The 25,700-nt window shown below is 67.0% G+C and carries 23 protein-coding genes; 14 read left to right on the forward strand and 9 right to left on the reverse strand.

Annotated elements, in window-relative coordinates; genetic code table 11:
- Window positions 1–55 precede the first annotated feature (55 nt).
- Window positions 56–1,357, forward strand: coding sequence for an MFS transporter (locus CXQ90_RS04855; RefSeq protein WP_104137363.1), 1,302 nt, complete (start codon window positions 56–58; stop codon window positions 1,355–1,357).
- 66 nt (window positions 1,358–1,423) lie between these two features.
- Here CXQ90_RS04855 and CXQ90_RS04860 read toward each other — a convergent pair whose 3' ends face one another.
- Entirely contained in the window at window positions 1,424–1,810 is a 387-nt protein-coding gene (locus CXQ90_RS04860) for a DUF1844 domain-containing protein (RefSeq protein ID WP_104137365.1), read from the reverse strand.
- 380 nt (window positions 1,811–2,190) lie between these two features.
- Here CXQ90_RS04860 and infC point away from each other — a divergent pair, with 380 nt between their 5' ends.
- From infC to CXQ90_RS04880, 4 genes are all read left to right on the forward strand, one after another.
- On the forward strand, window positions 2,191–3,282 hold the full coding sequence (infC, locus tag CXQ90_RS04865; protein ID WP_258064362.1) for a translation initiation factor IF-3: 1,092 nt from the start codon (window positions 2,191–2,193) through the stop codon (window positions 3,280–3,282).
- A 118-nt stretch (window positions 3,283–3,400) separates the two neighbouring features.
- Window positions 3,401–3,595: a 50S ribosomal protein L35 gene (gene rpmI, locus CXQ90_RS04870; protein ID WP_009358635.1), complete on the forward strand. Its 195-nt coding sequence runs from the start codon at window positions 3,401–3,403 to the stop codon at window positions 3,593–3,595.
- Window positions 3,596–3,713: 118 nt separating this feature from the next.
- On the forward strand, window positions 3,714–4,190 hold the full coding sequence (rplT, locus tag CXQ90_RS04875) for a 50S ribosomal protein L20 (RefSeq protein WP_104137368.1): 477 nt from the start codon (window positions 3,714–3,716) through the stop codon (window positions 4,188–4,190).
- Between the two features lie 52 nt (window positions 4,191–4,242).
- Window positions 4,243–5,157 (forward strand): RNA methyltransferase, encoded by a 915-nt coding sequence (locus tag CXQ90_RS04880; RefSeq protein ID WP_104137370.1) that lies wholly within the window; start codon window positions 4,243–4,245, stop codon window positions 5,155–5,157.
- 126 nt (window positions 5,158–5,283) lie between these two features.
- Here CXQ90_RS04880 and CXQ90_RS04885 read toward each other — a convergent pair whose 3' ends face one another.
- Entirely contained in the window at window positions 5,284–5,550 is a 267-nt protein-coding gene (locus tag CXQ90_RS04885) for a GlsB/YeaQ/YmgE family stress response membrane protein (RefSeq protein ID WP_104137371.1), read from the reverse strand.
- A 229-nt stretch (window positions 5,551–5,779) separates the two neighbouring features.
- Between CXQ90_RS04885 and CXQ90_RS04890 the strand changes: the two genes are divergently transcribed.
- On the forward strand, window positions 5,780–6,733 hold the full coding sequence (locus CXQ90_RS04890; protein ID WP_104137373.1) for a cation diffusion facilitator family transporter: 954 nt from the start codon (window positions 5,780–5,782) through the stop codon (window positions 6,731–6,733).
- A 50-nt stretch (window positions 6,734–6,783) separates the two neighbouring features.
- Here the strand turns inward: CXQ90_RS04890 and CXQ90_RS04895 are convergent, their stop codons facing one another.
- The gene (locus tag CXQ90_RS04895; protein ID WP_104137374.1) at window positions 6,784–7,992 is read right to left on the reverse strand and encodes an MFS transporter; all 1,209 of its coding nucleotides are present in this window, start codon (window positions 7,990–7,992) and stop codon (window positions 6,784–6,786) included.
- 189 nt (window positions 7,993–8,181) lie between these two features.
- Here CXQ90_RS04895 and CXQ90_RS04900 point away from each other — a divergent pair, with 189 nt between their 5' ends.
- The 4 genes from CXQ90_RS04900 (at window position 8,182) to CXQ90_RS04915 (ending at window position 11,318) form a co-directional block, all read left to right on the forward strand.
- Window positions 8,182–8,640 (forward strand): (deoxy)nucleoside triphosphate pyrophosphohydrolase, encoded by a 459-nt coding sequence (locus tag CXQ90_RS04900; RefSeq protein ID WP_104137376.1) that lies wholly within the window; start codon window positions 8,182–8,184, stop codon window positions 8,638–8,640.
- Between the two features lie 148 nt (window positions 8,641–8,788).
- Window positions 8,789–9,769: a methionine ABC transporter ATP-binding protein gene (locus tag CXQ90_RS04905; protein ID WP_104137377.1), complete on the forward strand. Its 981-nt coding sequence runs from the start codon at window positions 8,789–8,791 to the stop codon at window positions 9,767–9,769.
- Window positions 9,766–10,467 carry a methionine ABC transporter permease gene (locus tag CXQ90_RS04910; RefSeq protein ID WP_104137379.1) on the forward strand — a complete coding sequence of 234 codons (702 nt, stop codon included), beginning with the start codon at window positions 9,766–9,768 and terminating at the stop codon, window positions 10,465–10,467. The genes CXQ90_RS04905 and CXQ90_RS04910 overlap by 4 nt, the downstream gene beginning before the upstream one ends.
- A gap of 47 nt (window positions 10,468–10,514) precedes the next feature.
- Window positions 10,515–11,318, forward strand: coding sequence for a MetQ/NlpA family ABC transporter substrate-binding protein (locus CXQ90_RS04915; RefSeq protein WP_104137380.1), 804 nt, complete (start codon window positions 10,515–10,517; stop codon window positions 11,316–11,318).
- A gap of 67 nt (window positions 11,319–11,385) precedes the next feature.
- On the opposite strand, the gene CXQ90_RS04920 is transcribed toward CXQ90_RS04915, so the two are convergent.
- Window positions 11,386–12,522 (reverse strand): Rv2578c family radical SAM protein, encoded by a 1,137-nt coding sequence (locus CXQ90_RS04920; RefSeq protein WP_104137382.1) that lies wholly within the window; start codon window positions 12,520–12,522, stop codon window positions 11,386–11,388.
- 131 nt (window positions 12,523–12,653) lie between these two features.
- Between CXQ90_RS04920 and pcp the strand changes: the two genes are divergently transcribed.
- Entirely contained in the window at window positions 12,654–13,295 is a 642-nt protein-coding gene (pcp, locus tag CXQ90_RS04925; protein ID WP_104137383.1) for a pyroglutamyl-peptidase I, read from the forward strand.
- A gap of 60 nt (window positions 13,296–13,355) precedes the next feature.
- Here pcp and CXQ90_RS04930 read toward each other — a convergent pair whose 3' ends face one another.
- On the reverse strand, window positions 13,356–14,015 hold the full coding sequence (locus CXQ90_RS04930) for an SIMPL domain-containing protein (protein WP_104137385.1): 660 nt from the start codon (window positions 14,013–14,015) through the stop codon (window positions 13,356–13,358).
- Window positions 14,016–14,510 (reverse strand): hypothetical protein, encoded by a 495-nt coding sequence (locus CXQ90_RS04935; protein WP_258064363.1) that lies wholly within the window; start codon window positions 14,508–14,510, stop codon window positions 14,016–14,018.
- A 378-nt stretch (window positions 14,511–14,888) separates the two neighbouring features.
- On the opposite strand from CXQ90_RS04935, the gene pheS reads away from it, so the two are divergent.
- From pheS to CXQ90_RS04950, 3 genes are read left to right on the forward strand one after another with little or no spacing between them, the layout of a single operon-like run.
- Complete coding sequence (pheS, locus tag CXQ90_RS04940; RefSeq protein ID WP_104137386.1) at window positions 14,889–15,950, forward strand: phenylalanine--tRNA ligase subunit alpha; 1,062 nt, start codon at window positions 14,889–14,891, stop codon at window positions 15,948–15,950.
- 2 nt (window positions 15,951–15,952) lie between these two features.
- On the forward strand, window positions 15,953–18,496 hold the full coding sequence (gene pheT, locus CXQ90_RS04945; RefSeq protein ID WP_104137387.1) for a phenylalanine--tRNA ligase subunit beta: 2,544 nt from the start codon (window positions 15,953–15,955) through the stop codon (window positions 18,494–18,496).
- A 31-nt stretch (window positions 18,497–18,527) separates the two neighbouring features.
- Complete coding sequence (locus tag CXQ90_RS04950) at window positions 18,528–19,184, forward strand: 4'-phosphopantetheinyl transferase superfamily protein (protein ID WP_258064364.1); 657 nt, start codon at window positions 18,528–18,530, stop codon at window positions 19,182–19,184.
- A 60-nt stretch (window positions 19,185–19,244) separates the two neighbouring features.
- Here the strand turns inward: CXQ90_RS04950 and CXQ90_RS04955 are convergent, their stop codons facing one another.
- The 3 genes from CXQ90_RS04955 to CXQ90_RS04965 all read right to left on the reverse strand — a co-directional run bounded on the left by CXQ90_RS04955 (window position 19,245) and on the right by CXQ90_RS04965 (window position 25,692).
- The gene (locus CXQ90_RS04955; protein WP_104137388.1) at window positions 19,245–20,603 is read right to left on the reverse strand and encodes a M1 family metallopeptidase; all 1,359 of its coding nucleotides are present in this window, start codon (window positions 20,601–20,603) and stop codon (window positions 19,245–19,247) included.
- Window positions 20,604–20,661: 58 nt separating this feature from the next.
- Entirely contained in the window at window positions 20,662–24,585 is a 3,924-nt protein-coding gene (locus CXQ90_RS04960) for a Pls/PosA family non-ribosomal peptide synthetase (RefSeq protein ID WP_104137467.1), read from the reverse strand.
- 141 nt (window positions 24,586–24,726) lie between these two features.
- A complete protein-coding gene (locus tag CXQ90_RS04965; RefSeq protein ID WP_104137389.1) occupies window positions 24,727–25,692 on the reverse strand; it encodes a quinone oxidoreductase in 966 nt (321 codons plus the stop codon).
- Window positions 25,693–25,700 lie beyond the last annotated feature (8 nt).

Raw genomic sequence — 25,700 nt, forward strand, 5'->3', positions numbered from 1 at the left:
CGGTCCCAGGTGGTCCGTCCCGCTGCTGCCCGGCGGCGGAACTAAGGACCTACCTGTGAATTTCACCCTGTACCGGGAGCTGCTGGCCATCAGGCCCATCCGGCGGCTCCTGGTCGTCGGCATGATCGCGCGGATACCGCATTCGGCGGCCGGCGTGCTCCTGACCCTGCATATCGTCCTGACCCTGGGAGAGGGCTACGCCGCCGCCGGAGCGGCAGCGGCGGTCATGACCATTGGCATTGCGCTGGGCGCCCCGTGGCGGGGGCGGCGCGTGGACACTGCCGGACTTCGGACGGCGCTCATACCGTCAGTCGTTTCCGAGACCGTCATCTGGTCCATAGTGCCGCACGTCTCCTACCAGTGGCTGCTGCCGCTTGTGTTCGTCGGGGGACTGCTCACACTGCCCATTTTCAGCGTCGTCCGCCAGTCCCTGGGCGTTCTCGCAGACGTTGACCAGCGCAGGACCGCCTTCGCACTCGATGCCATCAGTACCGAGGTGGTGTTCATGATCGGGCCGGCCGCCGGAGCGATCGTCGCCACGAGCGGGCATTCGGTTCTCGGCCTGACGATCGTCGGCGTCTCTACGTCCCTGGCCGGCCTGTTCCTGATGTGGTTCAACCCGCCCACCCGCAGTGCGGACCGCGATGCGACGTGCGAGGCCGACGAGCAGGAGGCAGCCGAAGTTGCCGTCGTGGCGGCTGCCCCCGCCCACCTTCAGGAAGCTGCCGCCGAGCTCCGGCCCGCCGCCGCGGGCAGCCGCCGCCGGGCGGGCCTCCGGAACAAAGTCGTGCACAACTTCGCCTGGTTCACGGCGGCCGTTGCCGCGGTCTTTGCCGTCGCCGCCGGGGCGGGCATGGTGCTGAGCGGCACCGATGTGGGCATCGTGGCGGCACTGGAGACCGGAGGGCACCAACGCGAAATCGGGATTGTGTTCGTCTTCTGGTGTGCGGCGTCGGTCCTCGGCGGCCTGGTCTACGGCGCCATGCACCGCCCCGTGTCGCCGTTCCTCCTGCTTCTGGGCATGGCCGCCCTGACCATTCCGATGGGGTTCGCCACAGACACGTTCACCCTGAGCCTGCTGTCCCTGCTGCCGGGTCTCCTTTGTGCTCCGGTGCTCTCCGCGGCGTCGGAAAAGGTCGCCGACCTCGTGGACGAGGGGCGCCGTGGCGAAGCGATGGGCTGGTACGGATCGGCGCTCACCGCCGGTGTGGCCTTGGGTGCGCCGCTGGCCGGTGTGTTCATCGACGGCGTTGGACCGTGGGGCGGCTTTGTTTCGGTGGGCGTCGCCGGCGTTCTGCTGTGCGTCGTCGGACTCACGCTGCAGCGCCGCCGGCGCCAGCGCGCGGCCAGGGCTTAACGGAACGACGGCGGGCCGACCTCCCCAGGTCAGCCCGCCGTCGTCGGGGTTCTTCGTGTGCGGGGCTTAGTTCACTGCCCCCGTGTACTTTTCGCCCGGACCCTTGCCGGGCGGATCGGGGATGATCGACTCTTCGCGGAAAGCGAGCTGCAGGGAGCGGAGGCCGTCACGCAACGGCCCGGCGTGTTGGGAACCGATCTCCGGAGCGGCTGCGGTCACGAGGCCGGCGAGGGCCGTGATGAGCTTGCGGGCCTCGTCCAGGTCCTTGAGCTCTTCCGCATTTTCTTCGGCAGCCAGGCCGAGCTTGACGGCAGCGGCGCTCATGAGGTGCACGGCGGCGGTGGTGATGACCTCGATGGCCGGAACTTCGGCGATGTCGCGGACCTGCTGTGAAACGTCGGCCTGCTCACCGGGGGCCTGGTAAACGTGTGAATTACTGTCTGGAGTGCTCATACGGTAAGCTTGTCACAGACCGACTGGATGTCGTTATTTTGCCGTGGATGAGACCCACTGACCGCAATGTGCGGGAAGCGGGTAGCTTTCTGTACAATTGACAATCAGTTTGCAAGCGGAGTTCTCTCCCACCCGCGTCAGCCGTTTTCCCGAGCATTTACGGGAAGCAAGGTTGCCGGGTAAAGGTCGGGCGGTTTCATCAGGCATGAGCCTGACAACCGCGTGCAGTCCCTGCGGGGCTTGCACATCCGATCCTCGAGGCCTTCGATTGCTCCGGCAATTGGGGGCCTTCTCTATTTTGCCGGTGGAATACCCATCACGAACACAGGAGCTTTAACATTAGCGAGCCAAGAATCAATGAGCGTATCCGCGTCCCTGAGGTGCGGCTGGTCGGCCCTGCCGGCGAACAGGTAGGAATCGTCCGTATTGAGGATGCCCTGCGTCTGGCTGCCGAGTCCGATCTTGATCTCGTTGAAGTCGCACCGCAGGCCAAGCCTCCGGTGTGCAAGCTGATGGACTTCGGTAAGTACAAGTACGAGGCCGCAGTCAAGGCCCGTGAGGCCCGCAAGAACCAGACCAACACGGTACTGAAGGAAATCCGGTTCCGCCTGAAGATCGACACCCACGACTACGAGACCAAGCGCGGCCACGCCCTTCGCTTCCTCGGAGCCGGGGACAAGGTCAAGGCCATGATCCAGTTCCGTGGCCGCGAACAGCAGCGCCCGGAAATGGGCCTGCGCCTGCTCCAGCGCTTCGCTGAAGACGTCAATGAAGTTGGTGTGGTGGAGTCAAGCCCCCGCATCGACGGCCGCAACATGGTCATGGTCATCGGCCCGCTGAAGAACAAGGCGGAAGCCAAGGCTGAAGCCCGCCGCGCAACGCAGCGTGCTGAAGCCAAGGCCGAGAACGAAGCCAAGGCAGCAGGCCGGGTCGACACTTCAGGTGACGATCAGGCACCCCTGACGCAGTCGCTCGCCGATCTCCTGCCTGAAGGCTTCCAGGTTTCCACCGAGGAAACGGTGCAGGACGCCCCGGCAGCAGCTGAAGCGGCCGCTCCGGAAGCCGCCGTCGAAGCGCCTTCGGCTCCGGTCGAAGCAGCTCCGGCTGCTGAAGCTCCCGCCGAGGAAGCACCCAAGGCTGTCAAGGAGGCCGAGCCGAAGCGCGAGGCACCCCGGGCTGCTGCACCGAAGGCAGAGCCTGCTGCGCCGAAGGCGGCTCCTGTTGCGCCGAAGGCAGCGACGGCTGCTCCGAAGGCCGCCGCGCCTGTTGCTCCCAAGGCGGCGGCCGCTCCGAAGGCCGCAGCGCCTGTTGCTCCGAAGGCGGCAGAAGCTGAGAAGGCTGCTCCGGCAGCGCCCAAGCCTGCAGCTGTTCCTGCTCCGCCGAAGCCGGTGGCCAGGCCGGCCGCGCCGAAGCCCGCTGCGCGCCCCGCGCCGCGTGCCACGCCGAAGCCGTCAGGTAAGAAGACCATTTAGTTCACAACTGCGGAAGGTATCGCCTTCAGGCAGTCAGCAACCAGCATGCCGTCCGCAGGGGCGGCTGCACGAAAGAACTGCGGACCTTGTCCGCGGATACGTTAGGAGATCGGTTCCCATGCCGAAGATGAAGACCCACAGTGGTGCTAAGAAGCGCTTCAAGCTGACCGGCAGCGGCAAGCTGCGCCGCCAGCAGGCCAACCGCCGCCACTACCTCGAGCACAAGTCCTCCAGGCTGACCCGCCGCCTCGCCGGCGACAAGATCGTCTTCAAGGGCGACGCCAAGGTCATCCGGAAGATGCTCGGCATCTAATTTCCAAGCACTCTGACTGAATGCCACCTGGCACCAGTCAACTACCAATAAGCCTTCTCAGGCCGGCCGGGTTACCGGCAGTAGACGCTTGGGATCAGATTTTTGAAGGAGTACGCACGTGGCACGTGTGAAGCGGGCGGTAAACGCCCACAAGAAGCGCCGGGTTATCCTCGAACGCGCCAAAGGTTACCGTGGACAGCGTTCACGCCTGTACCGCAAGGCCAAAGAGCAGCTGCTGCACTCGTTTGTGTACAGCTACGGCGACCGCAAGAAGAAGAAGGGCGACTTCCGCCGCCTGTGGATCCAGCGCATCAACGCTGCATCCCGCGCCAACGGCCTGACTTACAACCGCCTGATCCAGGGCCTGAAGGCCGCTGAGGTCGAGGTTGACCGCCGCATGCTGGCCGAGCTGGCCGTCTCCGACGCCAACGCCTTCGCAGCGCTGGTCAAGGTTGCCAAGGACTCCCTGCCTGCCGACACGTCAGCTCCCGCAGTCAAGGCTGAAGCGGCTGCGGCTCCCAAGGCAAAGGCTGCCAAGAAGCCTGCCGCCAAGAAGCCTGCTGCGAAGAAGCCGGCCGCTGCCGCTGCCGAGTAGTACAGCAACTGGTGGTTCAAGGACCGGTGGCAACTGCCACTAAGGTTCTTATATGAACGAAACCGGGCGCCCGCAAGACTTTCCACTCTCCAACACCCGAGCCGATCGGGTGAGGAAGGTGGCACAGCTTGCCGGGCGCCCGGCCCGTTTAAAGCGCCGCGAGTTCCTCGCGGAGGGGCCGCAGGCGGTGCGCGAGGCACTGACGCGGCATCAGAAGCGGGTGGCCGCGGGGGAGCCCGGCATCGTCTATGAGGTCTACGCGAGCGAGTCCTGCCTGGACCGGCACCCGGACCTGGAGACACTCGCGGAGGGCACCACGGCATACCTTGTCACCGACGAAGTGCTCGCCGCGATGGCGGATACCGTCACCCCGCAGGGCATTCTCGCGGTCTGCGCTTTCCTGGACGTGAGCCTTGAGCAGGTACTCGACGCCGGACCGCAGTTGATTGCCGTGCTCTGCCAGGTTCGAGACCCCGGAAATGCCGGCACTGTCCTCCGGGCCGCAGACGCCGCCGGTGCTGATGCGGTAGTCCTGACAGGCTCAAGCGTGGACATCTACAACCCTAAGGCGGTGCGGTCGACGGCCGGATCCCTGTTCCACCTGCCTGTGGTGCTGGCCGCCGACGTGGACGATCTGGCGGCGCAGTGCAGATCCCGCGGCATCGGCGTCCTGGCCGCGGACGGCTACGGCAAGCTCAACCTCGACAGCCTCCAGGACGAGAGCGCTGCACGGCGGCTCGGAGCGTCGACGGCCGGTTCCGAGTACGCGCTCGAGAGCCCCACTGCCTGGCTCTTCGGCAACGAAGCGCAGGGTCTGTCCGAGGCCGAGCTGGCACTGGCAGACCACCGGGTGGCCGTTCCCGTCTACGGCGCCGCCGAAAGCCTGAACCTCGGAACGGCGGCCACCGTGTGCCTGTACGCCAGTGCCCGTTCCCAGCGGCCGATCCAGTCCCAACAGCCAGCCTAGGCGCCGGCCGGTCTCGGGACAGTCTGCACCTGTTGGACAGACAAAAAGCGGGGACCCACCAACTGGTGGATCCCCGCTTTTCATGTGCAGCTGGTATGCCTAGCGGCTAACCAGCGCCTAGTAGTCTCAGGTGGTCCTGTTACGTCCGGTGATTGCCCCGTAGATACCGGCGACTACGAGGCCGCCGATGATGGCGAGGATCCAGGTGCCGAGGTCGAAGAACGCCAGGTCACCCTTGCCGAAGAGAAGGCTGCCGATCCAGCCACCAACGATGGCGCCCACGACGCCCAATACCAAGCTGGTGACCCAGCCGCCGCCAACCCTGCCGGGCATGACGGCTTTAACAATTGCGCCTACGATCAGGCCGAGAATAATCCAAGCAAGAAAACCCATTGTCTCCTCCTTCATATTCGTCGGGATCGATTAGTGTCAGTCCCGATATGGCTTCAAGCTAACACAGCGCGCGATTATTTGTCAGCACGCTTAGTTTCAAGGATTCGTGGCGTCGGAGCGCCATGTCTGGTGCTCTGCTTCGGGCCGTACGGGTACGGTATTTACCAGACGGCCCGGCATGCGGCCGTGTCCATTCCCTTGTAATCTTCCCGTAAAGAGGTGAAGCCCCTTGGCTGCAAGTGGCGGTACCAAGGCGATCGTCGCGGCTCTGGCTGCAAACCTGACCATCGCTGTCCTGAAGTTCGTCGCATTCATTCTGACCCTGTCATCTTCCATGCTGGCCGAGGCCATCCACTCCGTGGCCGACTCCGGAAACCAGATTCTCCTGCTGGTTGGTGGAAAACGTGCCCAGAAGGCCGCAAGCGAAGAACACCCCTTCGGCTACGGCCGCGAACGCTACATTTACGCGTTCATCGTGTCGATCGTGCTGTTCAGCGTCGGTGGACTGTTTGCCCTGTATGAGGCCTGGGACAAGATCCAGCACCCGCATGCCATCGAGGGGGACTTCTGGTGGGTACCGCTCGCCGTCCTTGTGGGCGCGATCATTGCCGAGTCCTTCTCGTTCCGCACGGCCATCATCGAATCCAACCACGTCCGCGGCTCGCAGTCGTGGGTTAACTTCGTGCGGAATGCCAAGCAGCCCGAGCTGCCGGTGATCCTGCTTGAGGACCTCGGCGCCCTGCTTGGCCTTGTGTTTGCCCTGTTCGGTGTAGGCCTGACCCTGCTCACGGGAGACGGCATCTGGGATGCCCTCGGCACTGCCATGATCGGCCTGCTGCTCGTGGCCATCGCCGTAGTTCTCGCGCTGGAAACGAAATCGCTGCTGCTCGGCGAATCCGCGACCCGGGACGACGTCGCCAAGATCAGGACAGCAATCGAGTCCGACGGCACGGGCATCATCCACCTCAAGACTCTCCACCTCGGGCCGGAAGAACTGCTCGTCGCCGCCAAGATCACGGTGGGCGCCGCGGAGTCCGGACTGGACATCGCCCGGCTCATTGACGCTGCGGAGGAGCGTGTCCGCACGGCCGTGCCGATGGCGCGGGTCATCTACCTTGAGCCTGACGTGCACCGTGCTGAACTGCCCAGCGGGCAGGCGATGGCGGGGGACACCGGGGCCTGACACCCCGGGCATTCGTCCGTCTTTCCGGCCGCTGGCCGCGTAGCCGTTGGTTACGCGGCCAGCGGCTTCTTGCGTTCCAGCATGCCGCTGAGAACTGCTACGCCGAGACCCAGGACCGCCAGCACTGCCCCCACGAGGGCGGGTGCGACGTAGCCCCAGCCCCAGGCGATCACCAGGCCGCCCAGGAACGCGCCCAGCGCGTTTGCCACGTTCAAGGCCGCGTGGTTCAGCGAGGACGCCAGCGACGGCGCATCCGGCGAAGCGTCCAGCAGGCGGGTCTGCAGCGCGGGGACCAGCATGGAGCCGGCGGCTCCCACAACGAAGACCATCACGAAGGCCGACCAGGGCCAGTGCACCGCGACGGCGTAAATGACCAGGGCAACGGCGATGGCAGGCAGGACCCGGTAGATGGTCCCCATGACGGACTTATCCGCGATCCTGCCACCTACAATGTTGCCTGCCACCATCCCGAGGCCATAGAGGGCCACAACGAAGGGCAGCAGAGCCGATGGAATGCCGGCTACCGACGTCATGGTGTGCGCAATGTACGTGTACGTGGCGAAGAATCCGCCGAAACCCACGATGCCGATCATGAGGGCGAGCCAGACCTGCGGGCGTTTGAGCGCACCCAGTTCCCGTCGGATGCTGGCGTCGGCGTGGACCGTCTGGAAAGGAACGAACCGCCAGATCAGCGCCAGGGTCACCAGGCCGAGAGCTCCCACCAGGACGAAAAGCAGCCGCCAGCCGAAGGTCTGGCCGAGCCAAGTGGCGAAGGGTACGCCGATGACATTCGAAACGGTGAGGCCGGCCATGACCATGGAGATGGCCCAGCCCCGCTTCGTGGGTGCCACGAGTGAGGCCGCAATCACGGCCGCCACGCCGAAGAACGCGCCGTGCGGCAGGCCGGCGGCGAAGCGCGACACCAGCATGCTGCCGTAATCGGGGGCGATGAAGGACGTCAGGTTGGCGATGCTGAAGAACAGCATGAGACCCAGGGCGAGGTGCTTGCGCGGAAGCTTCGCACCGACGGCGGCAAGCACCGGAGCGCCGATCACAACGCCCAGGGCGTAGGCAGAGATCAAGTGACCGGCCTCCGGCGTGCTGATGCCGAGTCCCAGCTCCACCTCTTTGAGCAGTCCCATCATGGCGAACTCCGTGACTCCGATGCCGAAGCCGCCCATGGCCAGCGCGAGGATGGCCAGTCCGAGGTGAGTGGGGCCGGACTTGGGCTTGCGGGGGGCTTGAACAGTTGTAGTCATGTGCCTTCATTTCGGGAACGGAAGGTGGTGAACGGCCGCAGGGGCCGGGCGGGGCCCGCGGAAGGCCGGGCAGGACCGGCAAAAGGGCGCAACAAATCGTATTTATTGAACTGAATTTTCAACGGCGAAGGCGCGGCCGGCATTCCCGCTCTTTCCATTCTGCCCCATGCTGCCCCATAGACTAGGGCCGTGACTGAACTTATCAAGGTGGTGGGCGGCGCCGTCCTCGATTCTCTGACGGGTCCCGGCCGGCTCCTCGCCGCCCGGAGGACAGCACCCCCACAGTTCGCCGGCATGTGGGAATTTCCCGGCGGCAAGGTAGAGCCGGGCGAGGCCCCCGAGGCCGCGCTGCACCGGGAGCTCGCGGAGGAGCTTGGCATCGGGGTCCGGCTCGGCGCTGAGCTGCAGGCTCCGAACGACGCCGGCTGGCCGCTCAATGAGCGCGCTTCCATGCGCGTCTGGTTCGCGGAGATCGCCGAGGGCGAGCCCCGGCCGCTCGAGGACCATGACGAACTCCGCTGGATCAGCCTTCGTGAATGTGACGAGGCTCTCGCCCTGCCGTGGATCCCGGCGGACCTCCCCATTGTCCGGGCGCTGCTGGAAATGCTGGCTGCCCCGGTGCGCGCCGCCTCCCTTCCGGGAAATTAAATAGCTCCCTGGCCTGATACTCGTGCGTATTGTTCGGATTTGGGGTGCCTAGGTGCGCCTTGGCAGAATCTATATGCTGGACGCCGCCGCTGCGTCCACCCCTTGGACATCTCCGACGGGGACTGCACGAACCCGTACAAGGAGCCCCATGATCTCGGTGAGCCGCGTCGTTAAGAGCTACGGCTCAGGGTCGGCGCAGGTCCGCGCCCTTGACGATGTGACGCTGACCGTGCAGCGGGGCGAGATTTTCGGCGTCGTGGGTCAAAGCGGTGCCGGAAAGAGCACACTGATCCGCACGATCAACTCGCTGGAGCAGCCTGACTCCGGAAGTGTCCATGTGGCGGGCCGGGACATGACGAGCCTCGCGGGCGCGGAGCTGCGGCAAGCACGCCACGACATCGGCATGATCTTCCAGCACTTTAACCTCCTGAGCAGCAGGACCGTCCGGGCCAACGTTGAACTCTCACTGGAGATCACGGGCGCGGGCCGCTCGGAACGTCGTCGGCGGGCTTTGGAAATCCTTGAACTGGTGGGGCTGCAGGGCAAGGCTGCTGCGTACCCTGCGCAGCTGTCCGGCGGACAGAAGCAGCGAGTCGGGATCGCCCGCGCACTGGCGTCCAACCCGAAGGTGCTGCTCAGCGACGAAGCTACGTCCGCACTGGACCCCGAAACCACGCGCCAGATCCTGGACCTTATCCGCCAGCTCAGCAAGGACCTCGGGCTGACGGTGCTCCTGATCACCCACGAGATGGACGTGGTCAAGAGAATCTGTGATTCCGCAGCCGTCATGAGCCAGGGCCGGATCCTTGAACAGGGGCCGGTCGAGAAACTCCTGACCACCGAAAAGTCGCTCCTCGGGCAGGCCCTGTTCCCGCTGGGGGAAATCCCCGAAACATCCGGCGCGGTGGTCGAGATCACCTTCACGGGAATCCCGACAGACCGCCCGGTGATCGCCCAGTTGGCGCGCGAGCACGGCCTCGACGTTGGAATCCTGGGTGCCGCGGTGGAAACGATCCACGGGCGACAGACCGGTCGGACCCGGCTGGAGCTGCCCGGTGACGAGGGAACCGTGGCCGCTGCCGTTGCTGACCTGCGTTCCCAGGGACTATTCGTGGAGGTAATCAAGTGATAGACCGCAACGACCCCTACTTCTGGGCCGACCTGCTGGACACCATCCTCAAGGGTGCCGGAGAGACGTCCTACACCGTGGGCGTGAGCCTGTTACTGACCATCGTCTTTGGCCTGGCAGTCGGCGTGCTGCTCGTCACGACGGAGGCGGGCGGGCTTCTCGCCAAGCCGTTCGGAAGCCGGCTCCTCGGCATTGCCCTCAACCGCGTCCTTGATGTCCTGGTGAACATGGGGCGCTCCATCCCCTTCATCATCCTGATGATCCTGCTCATCCCCTTTACCCGCCTTCTGGTGGGATCATTCATCGGCCCGACGGCGGCCATTGTGCCGCTCACGATCGCCGGCGTGCCCTTCTTTGCTAGGCTCGTCGAAATCGGCATCCGCGAGGTGCCCAAGGGCCTTGTCGAGGCCGCCCAGTCGCTGGGTGCCACGCGCTGGACCATCCTCACGAAGGTCCTGGTCGCCGAGGCCGTGCCCGCCCTGGCGCTTGGGCTGTCCACCACGGTGGTGGGTCTTATCGGATACTCGGCGATGGTCGGTGCCGTCGGCGGCGGTGGACTGGGCGACGTCGCCTTCCGTTACGGCTACCAGCGGTACAGCCCCGAGTACATGTTCGGCGTCGTCATCCTGCTGGTCCTTCTCGTCCAGCTGTTCCAGTCCCTGGGAAACTTCGCCGCGCGCAGGCTTTCCCACCGCTGACGTTTCCCGGTTTCATCCCCAACCGCTCCATCTTCGAAAGAAAAACCATGATCCGATCGAACATCCTCAAGGCAGCCGCGCTCGGTGCGGCCGCCATCCTCGCCCTCACCGCTTGCGGAGGTGGAAGCTCATCCGCAGCAACGGAAACAATCAAGGTCGGTGCCCTCGCGGTTCCCGCGGGCGACATGCTCAAGCACGTCCAGCGGGAGCTTGCCCCCAAGGAAGGCCTCGCGGTCGAATACAAGGAGTTCAGCGACTACAACACGCCGAACCCGGCGGTCAGCGACGGCGACATCGACGCCAACCTCTTCCAGAACACCACGTTCCTGGCCACGTACAACAAGGCCTCCGGCAAGGACCTGGTGAGCGTGGGCAAGGTGTACCTGCCGCCCATGGCCCTGTACTCCAATGGTGTGAAGAGCCTGGACGCCCTGCCGGACGGCGCATCAGTTGCGATCCCGAACGACCCCACGAACGAGTCCCGCGCGCTGAAGCTGCTGGCGTCCAAGGGGCTCATCGAGGTCACCGAGAACCCCATCACGCTCAAGGACGTCAAGGCGAACCCTAAGAACCTGAAGTTCACGGAGATTGAAAACGCCAGCCTTCCGCAGGCGCTCAACGACAAGGACGCCGCGATCGTCACGCTGGCTTTCGCCCTTCCGGCCGGCCTGACCGCCGACAAGCAGCTCCTCGTCGAAGGCAAGGACAGCGCCTACTACAACGTGCTCGCGGTCAAGGCTGACATGAAGGACGATCCCCGCGTGCAGAAGCTGTTCAAGATCCTCACGTCGCAGGACATGAAGGATTTCCTCCAGGAGGAGTTCAAGGGCCTGGTTATTCCGGCCAGCTAAATGCCGGCTGACTGAACGCGACTGAGGGCAGGACGGTTGACCGTCCTGCCCTCAGCCCTGTGTCAGTTCAGAAGAGCGTCGGCTGGGACGCCGCAGGCGCAGCACCGGCGTGTGCGGTCCCGCCGGCACCGCCCTGGGGCAGGCTGCCGGCCGGGTACTGGGCCTCCTCGTCCCGGGGGTCGTCGACGTCGCGGTGGCTGAACCCTTGCGAGCCGGAGAAACCGTGGCGGGCCTTGAAATAGCGAATCCTGCCGGCGAGCCACTCCCGGTATTCCTTTGAGGCGTACGACCCCGTGCCGTAGAGCCTGCGGTACCGGCCGGCCAGTTCCGGATGGCGCGCGGCAATCCACTGCATGAACCATTCGCGGGTGCCGGGCTTCAGATAGAGTGCTCCGGCGGTGACTCCGGTGGCGCCGGCTGAGGCCAGGGCGCCGAACAGCGAATCCAGGGCTTCGTCGCTGTCGGACAGCCAGGGCAGGATGGGCATGGCCATGACGCCGCACGGCAGCCCGGCGTCGCGAAGCCGCGAAACCAGCTTCAGCCGGGCCCGCGGGCCGGGGGTGCCAGGCTCCACGGCCTCCGAGAGTTGCGCGTCCATCATGGCCAGCGAGATCCCAATGCCCACCGGAACCTGAGCGGCGGCGTGCTTCAGCAGCGGAATGTCCCGGGCCAGCAGGGTCCCCTTGGTCAGGATGGACAGGGGAGTGCCGGAGTCGGCAAGTGCGCCGATAATTCCTGGCATGAGGCTGTAGCGGCCCTCGGCGCGCTGGTACGGATCGGTGTTGGTGCCGAGGGCTACCTGTTGCCGCCCCCACGAGGGTTTGGCCAGTTCCTTGCGCAGCACTTCAGCGGCGTTGATCTTGACCACCACCTGGCTGTCGAAGTCCAGGCCGGCGTCGAAGTCCAGATAGGTGTGGCTCTTGCGGGCGAAGCAGTAGACGCACGCGTGGCTGCAGCCGCGGTAGGGGTTGACGGTCCATTCAAAGGGCATCCGTGAACCGGCGGCCACCTTGTTGAGCACCGATTTGGCGGTGACCTCATGGAAGGTGACCCCGGCAAACTCAGGGGTGGAAACGGACCGTACGAGCCCGGCCAGTGGTAGCAGCGGTTCCGCGGCAAGGCCAGCGGTGCCCGTGCTGTTTCCGCCTTGCTCTCCTGGCTGTTCTCCGAGCTTTGGCTTGAGTGCCTGCGCGTCCCATCTCATGCACTCAATTCGAAGGTATGTTCGAATTTAAGTCAAGGCCTGCCGCCGGTGTTTCGCGGCCCGCTCGTCCGGCCCGCTCGTCCGGCCAGCAGGCCCGTCCCGCCGGACGGAAGGGACGCTACGCTTGGTCCATGATCCTCCTCACCGGGTTTGAACCGTTTGGCGGCCAGTCCGGGAACCCGTCGTGGGAGGCAGCAGTGCGTGCCCGGACCATACTCCGGGGAGAGGGCCTGGCCGTCGAGGCCGTTGAACTGCCGTGCGTCTTTGGCGAAGCAGCCACGGCGCTCGGCGAAGCCCTTGAGGCGCTCGAGCCGGAGCTGGTGGTGTGCGTGGGCCAGGCGGGAGGCCGTGACCGGGTGTCCCTGGAACGGATCGCCATCAATTGCGACGACGCTCCCATTCCAGACAACGCCGGGAACCAGCCGGTGGACTGCGATGTCGTTACGGACGGGCCGGCCGCGTATTTCAGTTCGCTGCCGGTGAAGGCGGCGCTCGGAGCCGTGACGATGGCCGGAATCCCTGCAGAGGTTTCGCAGACGGCAGGAACGTACGTCTGCAACCACACCTTCTATGCACTGATGCATGCGCTCGCGTCACGACCCGGCGCACGGGGCGGGTTCGTCCACGTCCCGTATGATCCCGGTCAGGTACCGGCGGGAAGCGCTGCCCCGTCCATGCCGGTGGCATCGATGGCCGAGGCGGTCGCCGTCGTCGTCCGTACATCACTGGCGCACAGTACGGACCTCAGGCTGGCTGCCGGCAGTACCCACTAAGCGAGCCAGCGCGCTATGGCGGCCGACTCCGCACGGCCCGCCCGGCCCGACTCTGTACGGTCAGCGCGCCTGGTCACCCGCCCGGTGGCGGAGCTCCCACTGCACGGTGATGGTGACGCTCACGCTGCACTCACCCGCCTCCACGGACACGGCCTCGGTGGCGAATGCGCGCTGCATCTTTGCCACGGGGACGGGGACGGAGGACGCCGGCTGCTCTGAGACGGTGAGGACGTCGCCCAGTTCAGCGTTGGCCAGCACGGCGAACTGCGCAGCCGAGGCTGCGGCGTCCTGCCAGGCCGCCTCCCGCGCCGCTGCCGTGACTGCCGCCGCGTCGGCGAAACTGAGCTGGAGTCCATCCAGCCTGACGTCGTTGCCTCCCGCCTCCACGGCCGCCGCAATGCTCTCGGCGGCGGCCGCCAGGTTGCGGAGACGCACGCCCAGCACGCTGGACGCCACGTAGCCAGTGACTTTCTGGCCCTGGCCCTCCTGCCAGATGACATCGGCGCGGACGTTCAGTCCGGACGTGCTGATATCGCGGCCGTCGGCACCATGGCTGCGCAGCGCCGCTGCCACCGCCGCGGAGGCAGCGCCTGCAGCCGTGAAAGCCTCGCCGGCGTTCTCCCTCCGGCACTCCACACCAATGGAGATGGTCAGCTGGTCCGGGACGGCCTCGGCCGTTCCGCTCCCCGTGACCGTGACGGTCCTGGATAACTCGCCCACTCAGGCCTCCGTTCCGCCGGCCGTTCCGCCGACCTTGCGGCCGGCCTTGCTACCCATCTTGCCGCGGGGCGTCCGCCGCGGCGGCCGGGGCCGCCTGCGGTCCACGTAGCCGCCGGCTGACAGCCCGGCCCTGCGCTCAAAAAGATTCCCCGACGCCGGATCGCCGGTCCGCAGCACGGACCAGGCTGCGGCGAGGAAGTAGAACACGAGGAAAGGAGCACCCAGGCACCATGCGTACTGGGTGCTGTGCCGTTCCTCATGCTGCAAGAGGACGGGGTTGGCGAAGACCGCATCCGGGCCGGCACGGTAGATGACCACGTTGCCCACTGTGAATGCCCCCGCGAACGGCAGCCGCCACGCGTAACCGGTGGCGATCACCAGGCCGCGCGGTCCGCCAACTGTCCTGGTTCCCGCGAGCTCGGCCAGCAGCAGCCCGAGCGGCGTGGAGCCGTTCAGCAGGTTCGCGATTTGCCTCAGCCGCTGTCCCGGGGTCATGAGGCCATGCTAACGGCAGGCGCCGGCCCTCAACACACCCGCACCAAATGCCGGCCGCTGCGCTCCGGCACCAGAAGCCGGCGCACCGCACCGGCACCACGCACCCGCGCTGCCGGCCCGCGCTGCCGGCCACCAAGCCAGTCAACCGGTGCAACGCAACGCCCGTGCAGTGGGCGATGCCCCGTTCAGGCAGTCCGGCCCGGTCAATTAGACTGGGAACAGTGCCCGCCGGAACCTCCGGCGAGCCTGCCCTTGTTCATTGGGTGACGTCATTGGATGACTTCATGCAATGACGTGCCAGTGACGGACGCACCGCCGGGGAACCGGCACAGCAGCACCGGCCATTGGCATCACCCGACTCGTAGCTAAGAACAGTAGATGACTGAAACTTTGCCGGGCGCTGCCATCCCGAACCCTCTGGATGAAGCCGCCATCGCCGCCGCCGTAGACCAGGCCATCACCGCCATTGCCGGTGCCTCCACGCTCGATGAGCTCAAGGCTGTCCGTCTGGCCCACACCGGGGAGAAATCGCCGCTGAGCCTGGCCAACCGGGAGATCGGCGGCCTGCCCAAGGACCAGAAGGCCGCCGCAGGGAAGCTCATGGGTTCCTCGCGCGGACGCGTCAGCAAGGCGCTCGCCGACCGCACGGCCGAGCTCGAGGCAGAAAACGATGCCCGCATCCTGGTCGAGGAAACCGTGGACGTTACGGCTGCTCCGCGCCGCCGCCGCACCGGAGCCCGCCACCCCCTCTCCACGCTCCAGGACCGCGTCGCGGACATCTTCGTGGGCATGGGTTGGGAAATCGCCGAGGGCCCGGAAGTCGAATCCGAATGGTTCAACTTCGACGCACTGAACTTCAAGCCGGATCACCCCGCCCGCGAAATGCAGGACACCTTCTTCGTGGAGCCGCCGGAGGCCCACCTGCTGATGCGCACCCACACCTCCCCGGTGCAGGTCCGCTCCATGCTGGAACGCGAGGTGCCGATCTACGTGCTGTGCCCGGGCAAGGTGTTCCGCACCGACGAGCTGGACGCCACGCACACCCCCGTGTTCCACCAGTTCGAGGGCCTGGCCATCGACAAGAAGCTCAGCATGGCTGACCTCCGCGGCACGCTGGAGCACTTTGCGCGCCAGATGTTCGGCGACGAAGCCCAGATCCGCCTGCGTCCCAACTATTTCCCGTTCACCGAGCCGTCCGCCGAGCTGGATATCTGGCACCCCGGGGCCAAGGGCGGGCCGCGCTGGATCGAGTGGGGCGGCTGCGGCATGGTCAACCCCAACGTGCTCCGCGCCGCCGGCATCGATCCGGACGTCTATTCAGGTTTTGCCTTCGGCATGGGCATCGAGCGCACGCTCATGTTCCGCAACGAGGTCGGCGACATGCGCGACATGATCGAAGGCGATGTACGTTTCAGCGAGCACTTCGGGATGGAGATCTAACAGTGCGTATTCCCCTTTCCTGGCTGCGCGAATTCGCGCAGGTACCGGCCGGAGCAACGGCCGAAGACCTCATGGCGGAGCTCGTCAAGGTCGGCTTTGAAGAAGAAGCGGTCCACCGTCCCACGGACGCGCTTAAAGGTCCCGTCGTGGTCGGCCAGGTCCTGAGCCTGGTCAAGGAACCCCAGACCAACGGCAAGACCATCAACTGGTGCCAGGTCCGCGTAGTCCCCGAAGGCCAGGAGCAGACCCTGACCGGCAAGGGCATCGACCCCTCCGGCGTGCAAGGCATCATCTGCGGAGCCCACAACTTCGTGGAAGGCGACAAGGTAGTCGTCACCCTTCCGGGTGCCGTCCTGCCCGGCGACTTCCACATCTCGGCGCGCAAGACCTACGGGCACCTATCCGCGGGCATGATCGCCTCCGTCCGCGAACTGGGTATCGGCGAGGACCATGACGGCATCCTGGTGCTCTCCCGGATCGGCCTGGATCCGGAAATCGGCACCGACGCCATGGAGCTGCTGGGCCTCCACGACCAGGCCGCCGAGATCAACGTCACGCCGGACCGCGGTTATGCCTTCTCGATCCGCGGCGTGGCCCGTGAGTACGCCCATGCCACCGGCACGGCGTTCACCGATCCCGCCTCGAAGGTCCAGGCGCCAGCCACGCTGTCCGGCGGCTACGGCGTCAAGATCAACGATGACGCGCCCATCTATGGCAAGCCCGGCTGCGACCGGTTCGTTGCCCGCACCGTCCGCGGCGTGGACGCCACGAGGCCCACTCCGCCGTGGATGTCCTCGCGTCTGCGTCTGGCCGGCATCCGCTCCATCTCGCTGCCCGTGGACATCTCCAACTACGTGATGCTGGAGCTCGGCCAGCCGCTGCACTTCTATGACCAGGACAAGCTGTCCGGCGACATCGTGGTCCGGCGCGCCGTGGCGGGGGAGACGCTCACCACCCTTGATGGCAAGGAGCGCGCGCTTGACCCCGAGGACCTGCTGATCACGGATGCTTCCGGACCCATCGGCGTCGCGGGCGTCATGGGCGGCGCGTCCACCGAGGTCTCGGACGCCACGTCCGCAGTCCTGATCGAGGCAGCCCACTTCGAGGAAGTCTCCATCGCCCGCTCCCGCCGCCGCCACAAGCTGCCGTCCGAGGCCTCCAAGCGCTTCGAACGCGGTGTGGACTGGCAGGTAGCAAACATCGCCGCGCAGCGCGCCGTCGACCTCCTGGTCGAGCTGGCCGGCGGGACGGCAGATGAGGCGGGGACCGACGTCGGAACCGCCCCTGACGCCGTCACGATCGACCTGCCGGCGGAGTTCCCCGCCGCGCGCATCGGGCTGGACTTCACCGAGGAGCAGATCGTCACCTGCCTTGAGGACCTCGGCGCCGCAGTCGAAAAGAACGACGCCGGCTGGAGAGTCTCTGCGCCGAGCTGGCGGAACGACCTGGAAACCAAGGAGGACCTCTCCGAGGAGATCGCCCGCCTGGTGGGGTACGACAAGATCCCGGCCACCCTGCCCGTGGCGCCCCCCGGCCGCGGCTTCACCCGTGTGCAGCAGCAGCGCCGCCGCCTGGTCCAGGCGCTGGCGGATGCCGGGCTGACCGAAGTCCTGGCCTATCCCTTCGTCTCGAAGGCCGCCAACGACACCTTCGGCGTGGCAGAGGCGGGTGCACCACGGAGGGCGCTCAAGCTCGCCAACCCGATCAGCGAGGAGCACGGCTACCTGCGCACCTCAGTGCTGCCGGGCCTCATCGAGGTGGCCAAGCGGAACCACTCCCGCGGTTTCCGCGACCTGGCGCTCTTCGAAGCCGGACTCGTCTTCCTGCCCGGCGACACGCTGGGCACGGAGTCCATTCCGCCGCTCGGCGCCAAGCCTTCCGATGAGGTGCTGGACGCACTGTACGACGGCGTTCCGAACCAGCCGCTGCACATCGCCGCCGTGCTGACCGGCCACGATTCGCCCGCTGCCGCGGGCCACACGCCCAGGGCGTGGGACTGGGCGGACGCGCTGGACATTGCGCGCCAGACAGGCGACGTCCTCGGCGTTGAGATTGTGGTCAGCCAAGGCCACCACCAGGCCTTCCATCCGGGCCGGGCCGCGCAGCTTTCACTGCGTACCGGCGAGGTGGTGGGCTACGCCGGCGAGCTGCATCCGAAGCTCCTGGCCGCCCACGACATGCCAGCCCGCTCCGTGGCGCTGGAGATCAACGCCGACGCACTGTTCGAAGCCGCGGCCGACGTCATCGTGGCCCGCCACATCTCCACCTTCCCCGTAGCTACCCAGGACGTGGCGCTCGTGGTGCCGCAGGATGTTCCCGCGGACGACGTCCTCGCGGCGCTGCGCGAGGGAGCCGGCGAGCTGCTGGAAGACGTGGCGCTCTTTGACGTGTACGCAGGCAAGGGCATCGAAGACGGCAAGAAGTCGCTGGCCTTCGGCCTCCGGTTCCGCGCTGCGGACCGAACGCTGACCGCCGACGAGGCCTCGGCCGCCCGCGAGAACGCCGTGGCCATGGCTGCCTCCCGGTTCGGCGCGGTACAGCGCTAGGACGGGCACAACCGGCCAGGGAACAGCCAGCTTGAGTAAGACACGGAAGACCACGCCAGCCGGCGTGGTCTTCCGTGCCTTCCCGGACGGTCCCGCAGACGATTCGCTGCTGGACCCCGCCGAGCTGGAGCGCGCAGGGGCCATGCAGCCGGCCGTGCGAACGTCGTTCGTGTCGGGCCGGGCGGCCCAGCGGCAGTTCGCCGCCGAGCTCCTCGGCGTACATGCCGCGGACCTGCGATGCGACTACAGCTGCCCGCGCTGCGGCACCGGCCCCGGCCTGTCCCACGGCCGGCCGGGATACGCGCGGTCCGGCGTGCGGCTGCCGCTGCTCCTCAGCCTTTCCCGTGCGGCCGGCTGGACGCTCGTGGCAGCAGTCGTCTCGCCCCCGCCCGGACTCCGGCTCGGCGTGGACATCGAGGATCCGTCCGCAACGGGCTTCCCCGGGTTCGGCGACATAGCGCTGACGGAGGCCGAGCGCCGGGCCCTGCTGGGCTGTCCGGATGAAGACTTGCCATTGGAACGTGCCCGCCTTTGGGCGCGGAAGGAGGCGTGGCTCAAGATGACCGGCGAAGGGCTGCTCGTCCCTCCCGGAACCGTGGACGTGCTGTCGCGTCCGGGGATTTCCGACCCCGGCGCCGCGGCAACGGGGTTGCCGTCCCGGCTCGTGGCGGCGGTGGCGCTCGGCTGACTAGGCGCTCGGCTGAATGCGCGCCGGCTGATCGGGCGCCATCTGGTTGGCTGCCGGTCCTCAGGCTCCCGGCATGGCCGGAAGTGCCTCTTCGTACAGCCACGGGTGCAGCACGGATTCCGAGTCCAGGCCGGTCACGCGGTCAGCTGTCAGGATGAATTCGGCGGTGGACACCGAGCCGTGGCTCCTGGTCCGGGTCCATTCCTGGAGCAGCGTGAAGAAAGCCATGTCCCCGCAGGCCATGCGGAGCGCATGAAGCGCCAGCGCACCGCGCTTGTAGACTCTGTCATCGAACATGAGCCGGGGCCCCGGGTCTCCGACCAGCAGGTTCTGGAGGCTCGAGCGAAGCCGCCGCCAGGCCGCCGCGGCGCGGGCCTGCACGCTCATGATCCCGGCCTCCTCGGACCAGATCCATTCCGCATAGCAGGCAAATCCCTCATGCAGCCAGATGTCGCTCCACGTGCTGGCCGTCAGCGAGTTACCAAACCACTGGTGGGACAGTTCGTGCGCGATGAGGCGCTGGGACTCCCAATCCGGGCGGAGATGGTTGCGGCCCAGGATGGACAGCGACTGCGCCTCGAGGGGAATTTCGAGTTCGTCCTCCGTCACCACCACCGTGTACTCCTGAAACGGATAGGGACCAAAGCAACTGACGAAGGTGCGCATCATGTCGGCCTGGCGGGTCAGCCCGGCCAGCGCTGAATGCGTGAGCGTTGCCGGGACGGCGGCGAACTGGGCCACTCCGCCGGACGCAGGCAGGGTCAGGAGTTCGTACCGTCCGATTTGGACCGTGGCCAGGTACGTGGCCATGGGTTCGGCCTGTTCATAGACCCAGGTCTGCCGGCTCGACCTCGTGGTGTGCTCCACGAGCAGGCCGTTGCACACGGCCCGGTACCCGGCGTCGGTGGTGACGGAGATGCGGTAGCTCGCCTTGTTCCGCGGGTGGTCGTTGCAGGGAAACCACGACGGCGCGCCGTTGGGCTGGCCCGCGACGAGCACGCCGTCGGTGAGTTCCTCCCAGCCCACATCTCCCCAGAGCCCCCTGCGGGGTGACGGGTTTCCTTCGTAGCGGATGTCCAGGGTGAATTCAGTTCCCGCTTCCAGGTCCTGCTCACAGTGCACCACGAGCTGCTCCGCGCGCTGGGTGAATCTGCGCACCCGGGAGCCGTTCAACTGGATTTTCAGGGCCCGGAGCCCGGTCATGTCAAGGACGACGGCGGACGTCCTGCGGGCGGCCACGGCGTGCAGCACCGCGCGGCCGTTCAGGCGGTTGCTGGCGAGTTTGTAGTCGAGGTCCAGTTCATAGCGCACCACCCTGTACGCATCCGTCCCGTGCCCGGGGACGTAGGGGTCGGTGGTGCCGGCGGAGCCGGGCACGGGCAGGACCGCCGCCGGGCCGGGGGAATCTGCGGAACTCATAAAACGTGTGCCTCACTCAAGGTGTCGTCGGACCCGTCCGGGCCTGCCGGGCTGGCCATTACTTCAGGCGGGGAGCCGGAACAGACGGCCCCGTCCAGGGGCTCACCGGGTTGCCCATCCAGTACGTCCCCGCCGGAACGGTCTCGCCCCGCATCACCAGGGATGCCGGACCCACGGTCGCGCCCTTGTCGATCCGTGCCTGCGGCAGGATGACACCGTGCGGGCCCATCGTTGCCCCGTCTTCGAGCGTAACAGTGTCGATGCTCATGATCCGGTCGTGGAAGAGGTGGGTCTGGACCACGCACCCGCGGTTAACCGTGGAGCTGGCACCGAGAGTTACAAGGTCGGCCTCCGGCAGCCAATAGCTTTCGCACCACGTCCCGCGGCCGATCCTGGCGCCGAGGGCCCGCAGCCACCATACGAGGGCGGGGGTTCCGCTGGCAGACCTGGCGAACCAGGGCGCGCTGACCATTTCAATGAACGTGTCCACCACCTCATTGCGCCAGATGAACGAGCTCCACAACGGGTGCTCGCCTGTTTTGATTCTCCCCACCAGCAGCCATTTGGCGGCCACGGCGCTTGCGGCGGCGACGCCACCGGCGAGCAGCATAACCAGCCCGCCGAGTGCCGCCGCGGCACCGTAGTTGAACAGGGCTGCCAGCCAATCAAACGTGACCATGACCCCAAGGGCCAGGCCGACGGTCAGCATCACCGGCACGAAGCGGCACAGCTCCCAGAGGGTCCTGGCCACCTTGAGCCCGAACCGCGGCTGGAATGTCCGGGTGTCATCGGACGCCACAGCTGTCCGCCGAAGCCTGACCGGCGGGCTGCCGAGCCACGAGGTGCCGGACTTCGCTTTGCTGGGCGTTGCGGACAGTACCGCAACCAGGGAGTTCTTCGGGACATTGCGTCCAGCCGCGGTCATTCCCGAGTTGCCCAGGAACGAACGCTTTCCGATCTTGGCCGGAGCGATCCGCATCCAGCCGCCGCCCAGCTCGTATGATGCCACCATCGTGTCATCGGCCAGGAAGGCGCCCTCGCCAACCGTGGTCATCTTCGGCAGCAGCAGGACGGTGGAGGCCTCGACATTCTTGCCGATCTTGGCCCCCAGCAGCCTCAGCCAGACCGGAGTGAAGAGGCTGGCGTAGACCGGAAACAGCAGGTCGCGTGCCATGTCCAGGACGCGTTCGGTGGCCCACACCTGCCAGCCGATGCGGCTCCGGACGCGGTAGTAGCCTTCCTTGAGGCCCACGCCCAGCAGGCGCGTGGTGCCCAGAAGAAGCAGGGCGTTGACCAGGAACCAGGTGAGGGAAGCCAGCGGCAGCGATGCCAGCAGCAGCGGCCACGCGCTCACCAGGGATTCGCTTCCCCTGATGAACAGGAAGACCACGAGGGCAGCCGAAATCGCTGACGCGTAGGGGATCATGGCCAGGACCGCGGAGGCGGCAGCGAAGGCTGCGAACCAGAGCCTGCCCATGAGCGAGCTGACCGGCTCGACGGACGGCCAGTCCTGCTTGGCCTTGCCGCGCCGTTCAGCGGGGGAGCCGGCCACAACCTGCCCGGCCTTGACCTTGCCGAGGACGGCCGAGCCCGGTTCCACCTGGGCGCCGGCGCCGATGCTCGTTGCCGGCATCAGTGTGCTGCGGGCGCCGATGGTGGCCCCGGGACCGACGTGTACGCGGCCGATGTGCACAATGTCGCCGTCGATCCACCACCCGGACAGGTCCACCTCGGGCTCGATGTTGCTGCCGCTGCCCAGCGAGAGGAATCCGGTGACGGGAGGCAGCGAGTGCAGGTGGACGTCGGTGCCGATCTTGGCCCCCAGCGCCCTTGCGTAATAGGGAACCCACGGGGCGCTGGCCAGGCTGATGGCGCTGGCGAGGTCCTGGATCTGCTCGGCCAGCCAGAGCCGCAGGTGCACCTTGCCGGAACGCGAATAGGTCCCGGGCACCACGCCCCGGAGCAACGCCCGCGCCGCGGCCACCGAGATGGCCATCCGGCCAGGCGGGCTCACAAAGACCAGCCAGGACACCGCAATCCACAACCAGGACACCGTGGGAGCGGCGGCAAAGCCTGCAAACGCGGCCAGCAGGTTGTTGGCAGCCATCAGGTAGGTGAGCCAGCGCATGCCAACGAGTATGTGCAGCGGAATGCCCATGAGGGTCTGGAAGATCTGGGATTTGAGCGCCGTGGGCCGCACCGGCCGGTCCGGTGCCGGACCGGCGGCGGCGCCTTCGGGCAGGGACTGCCGGGCGGCGTCGATCAGGGCGCCGACGCGCGGCGTCGCGTAGATGTCCGCCACCGTAATGGTGGGGTAGCGCAGACGGAGGGCGGAGACGAGTTGGGCCGCTGCCAGCGAACCGCCGCCATGGGCGAAGAAGTCTGCGTCGAGGTTTGCCACGTTGCTGCCCAGGACTGACCTCCACTGGTCAACAATCCATTGGGCGTCGTCCGGCAGGTTCAGCGGGGCAGCCGCGGCGTCCGCAGCCCCGGCCCCTTCGAGCAGCCACGGGAGGGCATGCCTGTCCACCTTTCCGCTGGTCTTCGTCGGCAGGCTTTCGACGACGGTCAGCATCGGGATGAGCGGTGCAGGGAGGGTGGCGAGAAGCTGCTCCCTGGCGGCCGCCAGGTCCAGTTCGGCGTCCCCTGCCGGAGCGAGGTAGCCCACCAGGACCTGGTTGCCTGCCGCAGTGGTGCGGACCGCTGCGGCGGCGCCAGCCACGCGCGGAAGGGACTGCAGGGCGGCATCGATCTCGCCGAGCTCAATCCGGCGGCCGCCGAGCTTGACCTGTTCGTCGGCGCGGCCCATGAAGATCAGGCCCGCCTGTTCGTAGCGCACGAGGTCGCCGGAGCGGTAGGCGCGGCGCCAGCCCAGCGAGGGCATGGGGGCATACTTCTCCGCGTCCTTCAGCGGGTCGAGGTAGCGGGCCAGGCCGACGCCGCCGATGATGAGTTCGCCGATTTCCCCTTCGGCCACGGGAACGTCGTCGGAATCCACCACCGCGAGGTCCCAGCCGTCGAGGGGCAGGCCAATCCTGACCGGCCCGCCACCGCCCAGGGGCGCGGCACAGGCAACGACCGTAGCCTCGGTCGGACCGTAGGTGTTCCACACCTCACGGCCCTCCACGGCAAGGCGTTCGGCGAGTTCCGGCGGGCACGCTTCGCCGCCGAAAATGAGCAGCCGGACACTCTCGAGGGACTCAACCGGCCACAGGGCTGCGAGCGTGGGGACGGTAGAGACAACGGTGATGCCGTGGCTGATGAGCCACGGCCCGAGGTCCATGCCGGTCCGGACCAGGGCGCGGGGAGCCGGCACGAGGCACGCGCCGTGGCGCCAGGCCAGCCACATCTCTTCGCAGGACGCGTCAAAGGCCACCGACAGGCCGGCGAGCACACGGTCCTGCGGCCCCACGGGTTCATCCCGCAGGAAGATCCTGGCCTCGGCGTCCACGAAGGCCGCCGCGGACCGGTGCGGGACGGCCACTCCCTTGGGCGTACCCGTGGAACCGGACGTGAAGATGATCCAGGCGTCGTCGTCGGGCTCTGCCGTCCGCGGCTCGGGAAAAGGCTGCGGGCGTTTCTTGTCGGTGACGATGTCTCCGTGGGCCCGCAGGATCCCGGCCACCCCGGCCTCACCGAACACCAGCCTGGCGCGCTCGTCGGGATCGTCAGCGTCGACCGGAACATACGCCCCGCCGATCAGCAGGATGGCGAGGATGGAGATGTAGAGCTCGTTCGTGCCGGACGGGATCCTGACGCCGATCCTGTCACCCGCGCCGAGGCCGGCCAGGTGGAGGCGGCGGCCGGCAGCCCGCACCTCGGCCATGAGCTGCGCGTAGCTCAGGGACCGGTGGCCGTCGTCCAGCGCCGAGGCGTCCGGAAAACGGGCCGCGGAATCGGACAGGATGTCCAGCAGCGTCCGCTCCGGCGGCGCCGCGGCGGCACCCGGCAGTTGGGGGACGTGCACGACGTCGGGCGTCAGTTCGCCCGTGAGGGCGGCGCCGGCGGTACCGGTGGTCTGCGGTAGCTGCTCATTCACAGTTGGATTCTTTCCCGGCAAGATGAACGGAAGGTGTAACGGTTTGCCCGGTGTTCACCGGGCGTCGGCGCAGGGTCTGTCTGATTAAGGAACCAGCAGCACTTTGCCCGTGGTGCGGCGGCCTTCGAGGTCCTCATGGGCCCGCCGGGCCTCGGCCAGCGGATACGTCGCGCCGATCCGGATGTTGAGCTCCCCGCTGGCTGCGGCCGCGAAGACCTCTCCGGCGCGCCAGTGCCGCTCCTGCTCATTTAGCAGGAAATGCGCGAGCGACGGCCGTGTCAGCGTCAGCGATCCGCCCGCATTGAGCCGCTGGGGCTCGAAAGCCGGCACGGGACCGGAGGCGGCGCCGAACAGGACGAGGGAACCCCTGGTGCGCAGGCAGGACAGTGAACCGTCGAAAGTGTCCCTTCCGACGCCGTCGTACACCACGTGCACGCCTGCCCCGTCTGTCAGCTCCCGGACGTGGTGCGGGAAGCCGTGGTAGCGGAGCACGTGGTCCGCGCCGGCTTCGCGAGCCAGTGCTTCCTTCTCGTCAGTGGAAACAGTGGTGATGACGCGGGCACCCTTGGCCTTGAGTAGCTGGATCAGGAGGAGGCCGACTCCGCCGGCACCGGCATGCGTCAGGACCGTGTGGCCGGGTTCCACGCGGAAGGAGGAGTTGATCAGGTAGTGGGCGGTCATGCCCTGCAGCGGCAGTGCAGCCGCCGTGAGGTCGTCCAGCCCGTCCGGCACGGGAAGCGCTTTGCTGGCATCCAGGACGGTATAGCCGGCGTAGCACCGCGAACCTTCAGCCGTGGCCACCCTGTCTCCGACCTTGACGGTGGTGACGCCCTCGCCGACTTCTTCGACCGTTCCCGAAGCCTCGGAGCCCGGAGTGAACGGGAAGGGCACCTTGTACGTGCCGTTCCGCTGGTAGGTGTCAATGAAGTTGACGCCGGCTGCCGCGACCTTGACTAGGAGCTGGCCAGGGCCCGGAACGGGGCGTTCCACCTCCGCGAAATCCAGGACTTCGGGTCCGCCGGGCTGCGGGGCAACGATGGCGTGGGTCATTGAGTTTC

The sequence above is a fragment of the Arthrobacter sp. ZGTC131 genome, assembly GCF_002929275.1.
Taxonomy (GTDB): Bacteria; Actinomycetota; Actinomycetes; order Actinomycetales; family Micrococcaceae; genus Arthrobacter.